At 35.5% G+C, this 15,272-nt stretch carries 13 protein-coding genes; 2 read left to right on the top strand and 11 right to left on the bottom strand.

From position 1 onward, the window contains the following. Position 1 precedes the first annotated feature (1 nt). Entirely contained in the window at positions 2–3,001 is a 3,000-nt protein-coding gene (locus tag O9316_RS03200) for a type I restriction endonuclease subunit R (RefSeq protein ID WP_298205327.1), read from the bottom strand. A 72-nt stretch (positions 3,002–3,073) separates the two neighbouring features. Between O9316_RS03200 and O9316_RS03195 the strand changes: the two genes are divergently transcribed. Continuing rightward, a complete protein-coding gene (locus tag O9316_RS03195) occupies positions 3,074–3,388 on the top strand; it encodes a hypothetical protein (RefSeq protein ID WP_298205326.1) in 315 nt (104 codons plus the stop codon). Here O9316_RS03195 and O9316_RS03190 read toward each other — a convergent pair. Genes O9316_RS03190 through O9316_RS03180 form a run of 3 tightly spaced genes read right to left on the bottom strand, consistent with a single transcriptional unit; the run spans position 3,385 to position 4,717 of the window. Continuing rightward, a complete protein-coding gene (locus O9316_RS03190) occupies positions 3,385–3,816 on the bottom strand; it encodes a protein-export chaperone SecB (protein ID WP_298205325.1) in 432 nt (143 codons plus the stop codon). The genes O9316_RS03195 and O9316_RS03190 overlap by 4 nt on opposite strands. Further along, the gene (locus O9316_RS03185; RefSeq protein WP_298205324.1) at positions 3,788–4,159 is read right to left on the bottom strand and encodes a hypothetical protein; all 372 of its coding nucleotides are present in this window, start codon (positions 4,157–4,159) and stop codon (positions 3,788–3,790) included. Before O9316_RS03185 ends, O9316_RS03190 begins: the two co-directional genes overlap by 29 nt. Positions 4,160–4,183: 24 nt before the next feature. Continuing rightward, positions 4,184–4,717: a hypothetical protein gene (locus O9316_RS03180; RefSeq protein ID WP_298205323.1), complete on the bottom strand. Its 534-nt coding sequence runs from the start codon at positions 4,715–4,717 to the stop codon at positions 4,184–4,186. 463 nt (positions 4,718–5,180) lie between these two features. Here O9316_RS03180 and O9316_RS03175 point away from each other — a divergent pair, with 463 nt between their 5' ends. Then, the gene (locus O9316_RS03175; RefSeq protein ID WP_298205322.1) at positions 5,181–6,065 is read left to right on the top strand and encodes a hypothetical protein; all 885 of its coding nucleotides are present in this window, start codon (positions 5,181–5,183) and stop codon (positions 6,063–6,065) included. Between the two features lie 9 nt (positions 6,066–6,074). Here O9316_RS03175 and O9316_RS03170 read toward each other — a convergent pair whose 3' ends face one another. The 7 genes from O9316_RS03170 to O9316_RS03140 form a co-directional block, all read right to left on the bottom strand. Next, on the bottom strand, positions 6,075–7,358 hold the full coding sequence (locus O9316_RS03170) for a restriction endonuclease subunit S (RefSeq protein ID WP_298205321.1): 1,284 nt from the start codon (positions 7,356–7,358) through the stop codon (positions 6,075–6,077). A gap of 2 nt (positions 7,359–7,360) precedes the next feature. Continuing rightward, positions 7,361–9,118 carry a hypothetical protein gene (locus O9316_RS03165; RefSeq protein WP_298205320.1) on the bottom strand — a complete coding sequence of 586 codons (1,758 nt, stop codon included), beginning with the start codon at positions 9,116–9,118 and terminating at the stop codon, positions 7,361–7,363. 161 nt (positions 9,119–9,279) lie between these two features. Next, a complete protein-coding gene (locus O9316_RS03160) occupies positions 9,280–10,872 on the bottom strand; it encodes a class I SAM-dependent DNA methyltransferase (protein WP_298205319.1) in 1,593 nt (530 codons plus the stop codon). Between the two features lie 375 nt (positions 10,873–11,247). Continuing rightward, positions 11,248–12,180, bottom strand: a complete 933-nt coding sequence (locus O9316_RS03155) for a hypothetical protein (protein WP_298205318.1) — start codon at positions 12,178–12,180, stop codon at positions 11,248–11,250. Between the two features lie 9 nt (positions 12,181–12,189). Next, entirely contained in the window at positions 12,190–12,537 is a 348-nt protein-coding gene (locus O9316_RS03150) for a hypothetical protein (RefSeq protein ID WP_298205317.1), read from the bottom strand. 181 nt (positions 12,538–12,718) lie between these two features. Next, positions 12,719–13,948, bottom strand: a complete 1,230-nt coding sequence (locus O9316_RS03145) for an amidohydrolase family protein (protein WP_298205316.1) — start codon at positions 13,946–13,948, stop codon at positions 12,719–12,721. A 5-nt stretch (positions 13,949–13,953) separates the two neighbouring features. Continuing rightward, entirely contained in the window at positions 13,954–14,994 is a 1,041-nt protein-coding gene (locus O9316_RS03140) for a hypothetical protein (RefSeq protein ID WP_298205315.1), read from the bottom strand. Positions 14,995–15,272: the final 278 nt, after the last annotated feature.

The following is a 15,272-nucleotide window of genomic DNA, read 5'->3' as shown; positions in this document are numbered from 1 at the left end:
TTTAAGCCCTCCACTCTTTAAACTGCCCTTCTGCCTGTTCCATAATGTCTTGAAGAATAGCGTTTAATTCTAACATACTGACCTTTCCACGTAGTTCTTTTTTAACAGCCAAACGAATCGCGGCTTTAGCGTCTTCTTTGTTGGTCCAGTCGATTTGTAAGTTGCTTTTTACGGCTTTGACTACGTTGTGTACCACGTCTTGAATGGGGCCAGCTTCGTTGATGATGTCTTTTTTGGCCGCTAGAATATCATAGAATGCCAACTCTTCATCCGACAAACCTAATTCCGATTTACGCTTGTCTTCGTCTTGCATTTCTTTGGCACGCTCTACTAATTCGGCAATTGTGGTGTACGAATCAATAGCATTGGCATGATAACGGTCGATTACTTTTTCTAATTCTTCTTTTAGCGAAGTATATTTCTTGATATTTTGAGGTAAACGCATTCTAATTTCGTCTTTCAAAATATTCTTCAATAATTCAATTTTGATAGCAATACTGTCTTTGTCTTTTTTTACACCCAACAAAAACTGCTCGTCTAAAATAGAAATATCGGCTTTTTCAATACCTGCCATGGCAAATACATCGATAATATCATCCGATTCGATACTTCTACTAATCAACTCTTTGATCTCGTTTTGTGTCGATCTGATGTTTCCCCCAGGTGTTTTGGCATTTCGTATCGCTTTCGATACATGTTGCGAAAACAAAATATCAATGGCATATTCCTGAATTTCAGGTTGCGATTTTACAATAGATAACAAACCAGTCAGTTTCTTTTCTTCAACCATGAATCGCTCCGCCACTTCATCGTATTTCAATAAGGCATTTAAAGCTTGTTTTACCAACAACATTTTATCACTTTCTCGCAAGGCTTTCCACTGGCTGTAATCGGTGTTTTCGGGTAGCATATTTTTGCAAGCCTCTATTTGATTGAAAAACATATGCATCGCTTGTTCCATATCAATAGTCGGCTCTCCTTTACCACCGCCACCAGTGTACTTATCGGTTGCTTTTCGTAACTGGTCGCCAATTCCAATGTAATCTACAATTACGCCCGAAGGTTTGTCTTTAAATACGCGATTGGTTCTCGTAATAGCTTGCATTAAATTATGCCCCTTCATGATCTTATCGACGTACATCGTATGCACACAAGGTGCATCAAAACCAGTCAACCACATATCACGAACTATTACTAACTGTAAAGGGTCTTTCGGATTTCTAAAGCGCTTTTTCAAAGCTTCTGTAGCTTCTTGTGTTCTAATGTGCGGATTCCATTCCACAGGGTCTTTAGAAATATTCCCGGTCATTACTACCGCAACTTCAGGACAGCCTTCAAGTTGTGTAAGGGCATCATACATTTTCACACTGTTCCGACGACTCATACAAACAATCATCGCTTTCCCGGGTAAGGTTTCGGTACGATTAGTAAAATGCTTTAAAATATCGTTAGCAATCTTTTCTACTCGTTCTTGCGAACCTGCGGCATCTTCTAAAGCCGCCCATTTTAAGTTAGAACTGTCTTCTTGTTCCCATGTTAAAGCATCGACTTCGGAGTCTAAATTTTCATTGGCTAAATGCAGTTTGGCCAATCGAGGTTCGTAATAAATCGGAACCGTCGCTTTATCATCTACTGCTTGTTTAATATCGTACACGTGAATGGTTTCTCCAAACACTTCTTGCGTATCAGCATCTTTGCTATCTACTGGCGTTCCTGTAAATCCAATAAACGAAGCATTCGGCAAGGCCTTACGTAAATTAGAGGCAAAACCATCTAGTAAGCCATATTGCGTTCTGTGGGCTTCATCCGCCATCACAATGATATTCTCACGTTCCGATAAAATAGGATGTTCTAATTCGCCTAACGAATCCTCATTACCTGATTTCAATCGAAATTTTTCTATGGTAGTAAATAGGACACCACCACTTCCTGCCGAAAGCAGTCGTCTTAAATCATCCGTAGAATCAGCATGTTGTACATCGCCTACTAAGTCTTTGGCCAATACAAAGTTTTCATACAATTGAAAATCCAAATCACTTCGATCAACTTGTACTACAATAGTGGGGTTTTTCAATTCGGGTAAGCTGCGTAAGATTCCGGCATAGATAGCCATGGATATACTTTTTCCGCTTCCTTGGGTATGCCAAATCACTCCAATACGACCGTCTCCATAGGGACGAATGGCTTTTATAGCGGCTTCAACAGCAAAGTTAACGCCAAAGAATTGATGGTATTTAGCGCCTTTCTTAATCAAGGTGCCGTTATGGTCTTCAAAAAAGACAAAGTTTTTAATGTAATTCAATAACCGCTCTTTGGGGAACAAACCAAATAACAATGTATGCATTTGAAAATCGTTATCAACAATGGTCGTCCCATCAATACTTTTCCAGGCCGCATACCATTCGTTAGAAGCATTATACATACCGTGTTGGGCTTCGTTACCATCACTTACAATTGTGGCTACGTTGTATTCAAACAACAACGGAATATCTTTGGTGTAATGTTGAATTTGATTAAATGCTTCTTGCAAATTAGTGTTTTCATCAAACCAATTCTTTAATTCAAAAACAACTAAAGGCAAACCATTAATGTACACAATCACATCTGGACGGCGTTTGTTTTTGCCTTTAATGCTCAATTGATTGACTACCCAAAACGTATTCTTTTCAGGGTTTTGAAAATCAATAGGGTAGACGTGTACTGCTTTTTCATTACCGTTAGCATCTTGGTATTCGTAGTCCAAACCTTTGGTTAACTTCAAATGAAAATCACGGTTGCGATACAACAAATCAGCGCCTTTGTTATTGACAAACTCCGCTACAATTAAGGGATACAACTCCGCAGGCAAATGCGGGTGTTGCTGCTGTATAAATGCCAACAAAGTAGCTTTATCTACGACTTCATTTTCAGGAAAGGTAAAGGTTGTCCCGTGTTTGTGTGTATACCCTAAATCGGTTAACCAGTCAATGGTTGCTTGTTCTATTACGGCTTCTGTGGTCATGGAGGGAATTAAAGTCTAAAAATAGTATTTTTTTTATAAAAAATGTACATTTACTTAATTATACGCACAACTATGATAGCTATTCCAAGAGTAAGTACAGAATTTTTAATCGAAGAATTAAATACCTCTGGACACGCTCCCCTCAAATTTATTTGCGATGATGATGCAACGTATTATTGTAAATACCTGACCCAGTTTGATAGGACTGAAATCAACTGTCTCGCTTATGAAGTCGTGGCGCATTTTCTTTTAAAAGAACTTGGAATTCCTACACCTGAAATTGCGCTAGTAGAAGTAGCACAGGGGACTTTAGATAATACCAAGATTAGAGTAAACCGTCGATTAAGAGAAGGATTTTGTAAATCGATATATTTCCTATTTAATTAAATAGTACTTTCTGCTACAGTTGTATTTTCCTTAAGTGGTTGAGTAATTTCCATAAAATTCATAACTCCAAGCATAATTACACCTGTATTCGCTTGTAATGTAACAGTACTGATAAAAGACCTGAGGTATGGAAAAACTATAGCAACCGAATTTGTATAAAAATAATCAGGAATTTCTTCAAAGCCTATTTTATTAGTAAAAATAAACTCCGCAACACAATCAAGAGAAATAACAGGTTTTCTCTTTTTATTTTTTTCGAATCCAGTAAAAGATATTGAAAGTTCAAATTTACCTTCTTTTGGAGAATATATTCCTCGGGGACTAAACTGCATTTTTAGCTCACCTTGATTTTCTCTGGTTTCATTATAATTGAAACGAGGAATATGAAACTTTACAAATTTAAATTCTGCTCTTTTTGCTTCTAACATTGTACAATATTATATAAAAAAAAAGACTCTGTGAAATTACAGAGTCTTTTTTTCTTTTACGTGTCTTAATCAGGATAGGTGGCTCCTGTTCTACTTCAAAAGTTAAAGGTATATCTATGTATGCTGACTGAATACGCATATAATCAACTTCTACTTCGGAGCTAACAGAACAATTATTTAAAATAGAATGCTCATGTAATGAAGATAAATATTCTTCATAGGTTGGTCCATCGATATCAGTATTTGAACTGAACTCAATGATTTCCTGAACCTTTTGTGGTTTTTTTGCAATAAGTTTATTCAATAAATCTATTGCGTTGCTCTGCATTATTTTTTTTTCCATAACCATTATGTAAAGGTATTAAATCTAATTAGAAAAAATAACTTTAAACGTCGGCAAAATTAATTTATTTTTCTCTAACAAACAAATAATGTACATTGGTGTCAAAATTGAGTAATTTTCCTTGTTTGAAAATTTATGTTGAGTTTGAGGAAATTTCTTTTTGGGTAAACTATCCATAACTCTTATTACCTTGTAAGGAAAAATTCCTTTTTGCTCTTTTTCTAGAGCTTTTAGTGCTTCTATTGTTTTTCCAATTGATTGATTTTGCATCTTTAAAGTTGAAACTAAATTTAAAAAATGAATCTGATCAGCTCTACTACCAACTAGATCTAAAAAATCATTTTTATCCACTTTTAATTCACCTTCACAAATAATGTATTTGTTATTACATCTAACTTTACCCCAAAACTTAGCTAGTTCAATATGATAATCCCAAAAATAATAACCCGTACCTAAAAAAGAATTTTTTAAGTCCGTTGTTGGATAAGGGCCATTAGCCTCTACTTCTTCATTATTGTTTTTATTTTGTAGAGTTTGATGAACGATGGTTTCAAACATAAATATGTAAAATATTATACAATAATAGGAATATTTTTTTACAATCAATAAATTCTAAAAGTACAATTGTTTTAAAAGAACTTCTACAAAATACATGCCTATTTTTTCTAAATTTTAATAAAATTTTTGAATTGTTAGTAAAATTAAAATATCCCCTAATATCTATGGCTAGTAAGTATAAAGTTGGCGTTTGAATTACACGAAATACGTTTATTTTAGTATGTATATAACAGTTTCGTTTTTCGCTATTGTCGTCTTGACGGAACGTGGAAACTGTAGATAATTTTATACCTTTGCTCCAAGTTTCTCATCAGCCGATTATTGATGGGGTTATTGAACAATTAACTGATATTTGGGATCTTACACCTAATTTAGCACAGCGGATTCACCTATATCTAAATAACGAAGCACGAATAAATACGGTTCGAGAAACTATTTTAGTAACAAAAGATTTTTTTTAATAATGAAAACTTTTTTCAGTACCATTAGCATTCAAACCAATCCAGTCTCTCTAGAGAAAGTGGTGGTGGCGTTATTGGCTGTAACCGAGAACCAAGTTTTTTTTCATTATTCTAAAAGTAAATTGAATTTGCTCGATAAATTAGCTCCGTCGCAAATAGGCATTGGCACATTAGCGAAAAAGAGTATTCAGCAAATTAAAAATAGCGTTAACGAAACCAATAAAGCACTCCAAAAAAATCAAATCACCATTGAATTTGAAAAGTCTATTTTTTCCAAAGAATACTTTTCCTATTTGAATGCCTACAATAACGGTATACTGAGTTTTTCAGAGCCTGCTTCTTTACCCTTTAATTTTACAATTGAAAAGTTTAAAAGCTATTTTCTTCACTTTGTAGGGGAGCCTTTTGAAGTTGTCGAAGTAAAAACGCAGACCTTTGCGCAGAAAATTAAACCGGCTTTTGAAAAAGAAGGTTTAGAAGATAAAGCCGATTTAAAATTCTATTTTGATCCGTTACATTTTCTTGGAGTTTTTAAAGATACCGATGTGGCATTAATTACCAAGAACGGGGACATTAGCGCGATACAAACCTTAGATTTCAATTTGACAGAACACAGTGTGGTCAATAATGTCTATGAAACCCAGTCGATACACGCAGCTTTACAATATTTTGCCAAAAAAACGGGAGTAGGGGTTAAACCCATTCAAATCGTATTTGAAGAGCCGCCATTGCACACCCCAGCACACAATTTGTTTGAGATTACCTATTCAAATTTAAAAGCGAACTTTGAATTCATTACCCCTGATATATTGGAGCAGCAAACAGAGAAAATCGCCAACTCCAATAACAAAAAGTTTACAGACTATCTGGCAGAAATACAGTATTAAAAAAGGGCGTTAAGCCCTTTTTTCATTTTCCTCCCGAAACGCTTTCAACCGCACCTCACCACTAATTAACTTAGGCAACAACGTATCACGCAATTGGGTTAGGGTTTGGTTTTCATTTTGATTTATTTTTATTTGTTCAAAAATTGTATTTACTTTTTCAAAATAACTATTCAATAGTTTTTTATCCGGAATTATTATTTTCATTGCTTTTATCGTCTGCGTATTAACAGCAGTAGCAATTGATGAAGTACTACCTAATGAATTATAGTCAAATAACTTTAAGTATGAATATATATATTCTACTGGAATTTCGGAATCTTTTCTATTTAGATGAGCTATTGCTTCATTCGAAAGCATTCTTTCAGAAGAGATTGCTACTCTTCCAACGGTTAGTTTAAAACTCAATATAACTGTATTAGGATTAATAACAGGCACATTGAACTTCTTTATGGCTTCTTCAGACAAATATTCGCTTGTTTTTGAAATGTATATACCAGAGTTACCAATATCTTTTATTGAAATCCATTTTACTCCTTCATTTTGAGAAAACCATTTTGGTTCTTTTCTGGGTGGAGTTCTACCGATGGTAATATTACAAATCTCATCCAACCTCTTCACTTCCCAACCCATAGGAATTCTTCCCAACTCACTTTCCACAAACTCACCGTCTTGAAACGGTCCAAAATCGACAAACCAGTGGTTGTATAACGCCATAGCCATTTCTTCAAGGGTTTTGTTGATGGCGAGGTTGTTTTCGATTTTGTCGTCGATTGCGGAGAGGATAGCGGCTATTGATTTTTGTTCTTCTAATGAAGGTAATGATATTTCAATATCCTTTATTTGTGCAGGTGAAATATTTGCTTGATTTGCACTACCTGTAGCGTTTAATGCTAAATTATAATGAATTTCATATCTATTTAAATATTGACATACATATTCAAATGATGCAATATCTGGTTTAGTCAAATATATTTTACCAACTCGCTGATTAATTAATGATCTGTCATCTAATCTATACCTACCCATTTTGCCAACTGCCGAACTCATTACATTCACAGTAGAACCAGTCATTGAAATTAAAAAATCACCTTTTTCGATAATATACCTTTTTATATTATCTGTTAATTTCCCATTATAATAACTAACATCTTCTATGGATACATTTGGAGATATTATATTTTTAATTTTAATCACAGGAATTCCTTTATCCACTAATTCAGCCGCTTTAAAAGCATAACCGTTTTGAATATCAGCAATATCTCCTAGTTTATATGTTTTCCGGTTGTTTGGCATACTTATATTATTACTTCCAAAGGGTTTTTTATGGTAATTAAATCATTTAGTTCAACTCCTTTTTTTTCTAAACTTGACAATGTTAAATCTTGAAAGATAAAATAATCATCTATAGTAATTTGATCATCATTATTTACATCTTTTGGATTGTTAATTATAAAGTCTATTAAGCCATTTATAATGAATGTTAGGTAATATCGTAAATGAGAAGTAAGCACGGCAATATCTTCTTTAATTGCAGCGTTATGAACAATTTCATTTCTTATTCTATAAATCCTAGTTAGATTCCATTCAAGGTTTTTTTGATGATTCTCTAATGCGGCTCTAACTTTTTCAATATCCATTAGTAAATTCTTAAAATATTCTGCTCTAAATCTAAGTAATGGAGAGGCTGAAGACGCTATAAGTAAATTGTAATTGTTTTCTATTTTTAAATATTCCAAATCATCATTATAATCAGGAATTAAGTGATGTTCGTTAAGTGTTTTTATATCCTTATGAAAATCATTAATATTTCTTTTTATGTAAATAAGTGCATGAGCTCTTTTAAAATATTCTTTTAATCTGCCAATTGTATAAGAGTCTGCTTCATAAGTTGAAAATATATATTCTAAACCTATCCAATAATTTATATATTTATTAATTATTTCACTTGATTCACCTCCCATTCTCAAATATCGAATGCCAGAATTAATTTTATTTTTTGTTTCTTCGTTTACGTTTGAATTATTAATTTTTTTAAATTTTTCAATTAACACTTTGTAAACTTTATTATTACTCTTATAATAACCATCAATTTGATACATTGTAGGTAATGAACTAGCTTTATCAGGCTGATTGGCACCAACAATGAAACAATCCTTTATTAATGATAGATTTTTGTCACTGTGTCCCAAATACAAAACATCTAAAATATTTAATAGCTTACTTCTTGACAAATTTAAAGCTTGATAATAGTCTTTTGTCTTTACATTTATTGATAATAATAAATGTTCATCGTTCTCAGTAAAAAATGGATCAATTTTACTTTTTGTAATAACTGAAATCCTCGTTTTTTCACTTTTATTTAAAATCTTTAAATCATTTGTTAATAATTTCACTTTTGTTTTATGAAATTTTGTAGAATCCAAACCAAAAATCACCTCGAATTTCTCTAATGACCTATCTTTTAATGATTTCATGATACTGTATCGAGCATCAAAATCTAATGCATCAACGCCAGAAAATATTGCAGTTAAAAAACGATATAAATAAAATTTTGAATATCCGATTGAACAAAGTTCAACGTATAAATACTCAATTAGTCTGCTGAACTTTTTCATGTCATTATAGTCCAAGACTAAATCTGTTCTTTTTGCGACTATTACTTTATGAATCTCTTCAAAAAGCGTGTTTATGTAATCTTTATTATCATTTAGAATTAAATTTCCAGCATGAACAATTTTTAAATAATCATTTTTATTTGATTTCTCAATCAAAGCATTAAAGTAATCTATGCTAATAACTGTCGATTTTAAATGATGATTATCTTTAGTTAACTTTAAAGTTTCTTTTATTACACTAGTTGCATAATCATGATTTTTAAGTTTATTTTTTGATAAATCACTACAAACACTTACTAGTTCCTTTATTATTAATAAAGGATTACTTAGTTTAAGTCTATTTGTATCAATTGTATTTCTATGTAATAGTTCTAATGATTTTTCATAGAAAAAACTTTCTATTAAATTTAATACAATTTTTGGTCTAACTTTAATCATAACTTGTTATATTTGTACCATTATTATGAACATTTATTGTAAAAATACATAAAGGAACTACAGTAGTTCTCCTCTTAATTATTAGGTTTTTCTAGTATTTAAAGTTTACTTCTTAGTTCCTAGGAAATAAAGCAACTCTATTAGAGTTGCTTTTTTTATTACTATAACTTTTCAAAATTCTCCAATATTTTTGCTTGCAACTCATTCCCTCTGGTAAACTGCTCTTGCAAGGTAGCCTGTAAACCTGCCATCTTGTCTTCAAAGGGAATCCCATCGTCTTCCACTTCTTCGGTACCTACATAAATTCCGGGGGTCAGTTTATAGTCCTGTTGGCGTACTTCCTCTAATGAGGCTGCATAGCAATAGCCGTCAATATTTTGATACTTGTCAGCATTCACATTGCGCCAAGCATGGTAGGTCGCTGCCACACGATCGATATCGGCATCGGTAAATATCCGTAGCTTTCGGCTTTCCATGGTTCCCATTTTACTGCAATCAATAAAGAGAATTTCATTTTTGCGTTCGCGGTGCTCGCCGTCTTTACCATCCCGGTTTTTACTCAAAATAAAAATACAAGCCGGTATTCCCGTCGTTAAAAATAACTTATCGGGTAAACGTACAATACAATCTACCATGTGGTTGTCTACCATAAACTCCCGTACATTCTTCTCTCCCTTATTGTTTGAGGTCATAGCCCCATTTGCCATCACTACACTGGCGGTTCCTCGGTCACTCAAATGACTCCAAAAGGTTTGCATCCACATAAAGTTGGCATTGCCATCGGTAGTAAATTCTTCTTTGGGTCCAAACAAGCGGGGGTCGTTCTCCGGTAAGTCTTCGGGATGCCATTGACTCACATTGAAAGGCGGATTAACGATGATATAATCTGCTTTCAAATCAGGAAACTTATCTTGCAACAACGAGTCGCCCAAGCGGACATCAAAGGATAAATCCCGTAAAGCTAAGTTCATCTTGCACAAGCGCAATGTACCGTCATATCGCTCTTGCCCATAAATAGAAATTTTGCGTTTGTCACCACCATGGGATTCCAAGAATTTTAAGGACTGAACAAACATACCGCCACTACCACAGGCGGCATCAAAGATTTTTCCTTCATAAGGTTCAATCATTTCAACCATCAAACGCACAATGCTCCCGGGAGTAAAGAATTGTCCCGCACCAGAGCCCTCTGCCAAGGCAAACTTACCAATGTAGTATTCATACACACGACCCAATACATCACTTTCGGGATTCTCTTTTTGCGATAACTTGGGGTGAGATAGTAAATTAATCAATCCGCCAACTTGTCGAGCAGTTAACTGACTCTTAACAAATATACGGGGTAGTATTCCTTTTAAGTCAGGTCGAGACTGACCAAGTGTAGCGTCCAGTAGTTCGAACGCATCATCAACCAAAACTTTAATATTATCTTGTTCGGCATTCGCCATTAAATAATTCCAACGGGCTTTTTCAGGAACAATATAGATGTTTTGCGAAAGATATTCATCAGAGTCTTCTAAGACATAATGGCGTTCGTCTCGATCTTCAGTGTAATAACTGGACGTTTTATCCTCCATTAACGACTGCAGTTCCTCGCGGCGTATCTCATAACGTTCCGACATATGCTTCAAGAAAATCATGGGAAGCACAAAGTCTTTATATTGATTTTCGGCGACAGCTCCACGTAACTCATTGGCTGCCTTCCATAATTCTTGTTCGAAGTTAATATCTGCTTTTACTTTTTTATCGGCCATTTTATATCTATTCTTATTCCCCCAAACCTACCAAAAAATCCCCAACCAGTCAAGCCGATAGGGGATTTCAATTAACGCAAGGCCAATAAAAGCGATTTACGCAAGGGTACGCGTGTCGTATTTTAACTAACCATCACAAAGGTGAGAAATCGTTTTCAATAAATCACTAGGGTTTTCCCTCATTTCGCAAAGTATTTTCCCCCGCCCGGGTAGGTATTTTTCCCCTTATACTTCGGTATTTTACCCATTCCCAACCGTTTGCAACACAAAACACCCATGTGGGGAAGGTACCGAGTTCGCTTTAGACCGCTTACAGCACTTATGAAATTAACAGGTATTAAGCGTTAAAGCGAAGTAAGTTATATTTATTTTAAATTAGTTCTCTAATTTCATTTTTTGACGGGATATACCAAACTTGATTCCAACGATAGTGAATAGATTTTCTACAATATTAAAATTTTTACCAAATGAGGCAACACCATAAACACCTTTGAATAATTCGTAATTCAGTACAGCAGTCAAGCGATTAAAGTTTTTGCTAATTGTTAAATCACTCCTGTGAATGTATTCAAAATTAATGTCATATCGTTTTCCTTGATGGGAAAGACTTACACCAAAATCAAAATTTTCTGAATTGAATGGCGTAAAATGTTCATTAAATTCTTTGGAGTATCGGGCTAAAAGTACAATATCTAAGAATGAATTTATGGGAGTATGTCTAAAATTTAACCATGCACCAATTTTTGATATTGATAGATTGGAATAGGTTGTTCCAAAACCTGTCATGGCAGCTGCAAATTCGATATTCCATTTTATTTTTTTTCGAGCATCTTTTAGTTCTTCAATAAGTTTATCTACTTCAGCGCGGTCGTAGGTCACATTTGCTAATAAAGTTGAAATTTTTTCTTCTAACTTTTTTAATGCACTTACTTCTTTTTGATACTCACGATAAAGTTGAAATCGAAAACCGCCCCCAATTTGAAGCGTGTCATTTTTAGTTATTGAAGTAAATGAAAATGCTAAAGTTTGCAGAATTGGAAACTTTTTCTTGAAATCTTTATCTACAGTATAGTCAGCATGATTTTTCAACCAATAAGGTGAAAATTCTACGGCTCCACCTCCATTTGCTATAGAGAGCATTGTAAATGTAACATCTTTTGGATTTGTTGGTTTTTCAATACTTGAAGGCGATTGGTCCAATAAAACAAGACCCGGAGCACTAGGGATGTTTAATTCATCAAATTGAAAATCAGTTTGACCGAAGCAAATAGTTGCTGTAAATATGAATAGGAGTTTGATTTTTTTCATTTTGATTATTTAATTAAAAGTTATTGAAAGTGAAAAACTAAAATGAGCGCCTTCATTTTCGAATTGGTCAATTAAAGTGTACACTGGATCTGTGACGTTTTGAAGGAAATAAGTAACAATTAGTTTATTTGTCTGTTCATTTATATCCACTAAATTGGTTAGTATTTCAAGCGTTTTTCCTTTGATTACGCTACCTCGTCCAAGTGTTAAATGGGTTATTTTTCCTTTACCCAAATTAGTATTTTCATTTTTCCAGCGGATCAATGAACCACCAATTTGAGCATTCCCAATCGTAATGTTTAAAATTACATCACTATTGTCTTCAATAATTACTCTTGCAATTTGATCTGTTTTCATAATTCAGGTGTTTAGAGATTCTTTTTTTTTGGTTCATGTTTTCTTTAAAATTGTGAATGATGTCATGGGGTGTCTACACGTCTAAAATAGAAGACACAATACGATTGTAAGAAAATAGATTAACAGATAAAGTAGTCTTGGGGCGTTGCTTATTTAGAAGGTATTTATCTACATGACAACTTTATACTTTGGGGGCGGCCGTTTGCCCTTTAAACAAATAACGCGCATTATTAACGGTCATCATCGGGACAAAATCGGCTTTCAGGGCCTGCTGTGCAATTGCCGTAACGGTCAATTCGCTATTCTCCTTGGTCACCATGAAGTAATCCGTACCAAACAATACCCGATCACGAGGAATTTCCCCTTTGGCCAAGTCACTTTGCAACACCGCCATACACGCCGCATCACACAACGAATATGAAATATCGGTGTACGTATTGGGGTACGCGGGAATTAACAACTTTGATTTAATCAATCCATACCAAGTATCGGTACTGCCTTCCAAATGCATGGCCGTAACACATCGTTGGGCGTGTTTCCGGTTGGCATTAGTCGGCCCCAAAATTTCAATATCACCTCCCATGTGTGCAATACACAATTTCAATCGAGGGTACTTGTCCAATACGGGCAAATAATTCTCAGGATGGGTAAACAAATTACAGGCATAGGCAGCCTTACGAAAGGCTTTGTCCGAAGCATTTTTATACGCTTTAATCCGTTCCACCACCTTGGGCATAATAGGATGCGAATCGTTTAACGAAGGCGGCACATCGGGAAGTAAAGCCAATACATTTTCTCCCAAATAATAACTGCCTCCCCGAGTGCAATGCGTCATGATGGGAATCCCTTTTTCTTCTGCATAGCGATACAAGGCATCCAAACGCGGGTCAAAAGGAAAGAACCCGTTAGGCGGATAAAGTTTCAACCCACTAAAAGCTCCACTTTCCAAAGCCCGCTGTACGGGCAACAAGGATACCGTAGCCGAATTGCGCGGGTCAACGCCATAAAACGGAAAAATCTGAGCCGGATAGGCTTTTTTTATTTCAAGCACTTCTTGCAGCTGCGCTTGAAAATCGATATAAGGCTTGTTCTTCGTATCCGTCATATAGTTCATATCGATAGTGAGCGCTATAAACTTCAGGTCGCTGTAAGGACTGTTTTGATACTTGTCGCAGAGGGTTTCAAAAATCTCCTGTTGTGAAGTCATCACCCCAATTTTCAAAAACTGCACCATCCGGTTGTGCACGCGTCCCCCCAACCGTTTGATCAGCCACGATACAGGACGTGTGACAAAAAGCCATTTTAAAAAAACCGATACCCCGTCGCCCAAAGGGAGCGCGACTTGTAAAAAATCTTTTGGGGCACATTTCCCCGTGAAAATATGGGTGTGGATGTTGTATTTAGGTTCCATAGGATTTATGCATTAGGTTTAATACCCGCTCTACGAATGTTTACGGCTTTTACGAGGACTTCAAACCAGAACGGAGCGCCAAAACTTAAAGCGAGGGTCGAGAGACAAAGCCCCAACACCCATAGCAGACGATCCTTCCAAGTCATTTGCTTCCAATGAAAATCCTCGGTATACCCAATCGGGATAGCATTGCTTTGAATTTCTTTAACCACCGCGTTGATTTGCGCCACATAGGTTGAGTCATTCGCCGAGAGGGGAAGGGTCCGTTGTATCATTTTATCGCCTACCACAAAAGTAATATGTTCGGTAGACGAACCCTTTACAATACTGTCCTCACGACGTTGGGCAAGACGTTGGGCGACCAATTTCTCAGCTTGTGTTACAAGCGATTGGCGAAATTGATCGTCGTTGTTAACCTTCTTGATAAAAGCAATCGAATCAACATTGAGCGCAACGCATACCAAGGCACTAATTCCGATTAATGTATTTTTAATTTTGATTTTATACCAGCCCGTGACACGCGCCATATAGTCTTCATACCACTTCATGAGCAACGTTTTCAATTCGTTATAGTTGGTTGATTTTTCACCAAAGCCGCGCAACATACTTTTCAGCGGACTGTAATGCATGGTTTCTACGCCCTTGCAGTAGCGCTCAAAAGGGTCGGTGATTCGGTTCTCCACAAGGGCCACATGCTGTAATTGCGTCGGATTTTTCGCTGACATGTTTAACGGAAAACGAACTTCTTCTGCTTGTTTTCCGATAACATCAATAAGCACGTCCGCAAACATTTCTGCCGAGATATACTGCGGATGGGAGTGCCCGTCTTTGCGGAGGTTAACAATACTAAAATGGCTGTAAAGCAAAGCGCCATAGTTTTTGTTGAGGGGATCCTGCAGCAAGCGATGTAACGTTTCATATAGAAAGCGTCCTCTTTTTTCAGTTTTGTGTGCATACCATTCAAAAAGAATAGATACTAGAGTACTAAACAAGAAGTAAAACATGCCTAGTGCAATCAGAAGTTCAAGAATATTCGGTAGCGCCATACAATAATGAATTACTTAAAAAAAAACAAAGTGGCTAAGCAAAGTGGGAAAAATATAATCAAACGTACTCATAATTAGGGATTTATTTCATATTTCAAAGCAGTATTTTCCCCCATTTCGCAAAGTATTTTTCCCCGCCCGAGCAGGTATTTTTCCCCTTACACTTCGGTATTTTTCCCTTTCCCAACCCGTTTGCACCACAAAATCACCACGGAAAGGGTAGGGACCACCCCCAGCGATATAGCACGGATATAGCACGGATATAGCACTGATATAGC

This window comes from Flavobacterium sp. (assembly GCF_027533505.1).
Classification (GTDB): domain Bacteria; phylum Bacteroidota; class Bacteroidia; order Flavobacteriales; family Flavobacteriaceae; genus Flavobacterium.
Note: the sequence above shows the minus strand (reverse complement) of the source record. Positions and strands in the feature narration are given on the sequence as shown.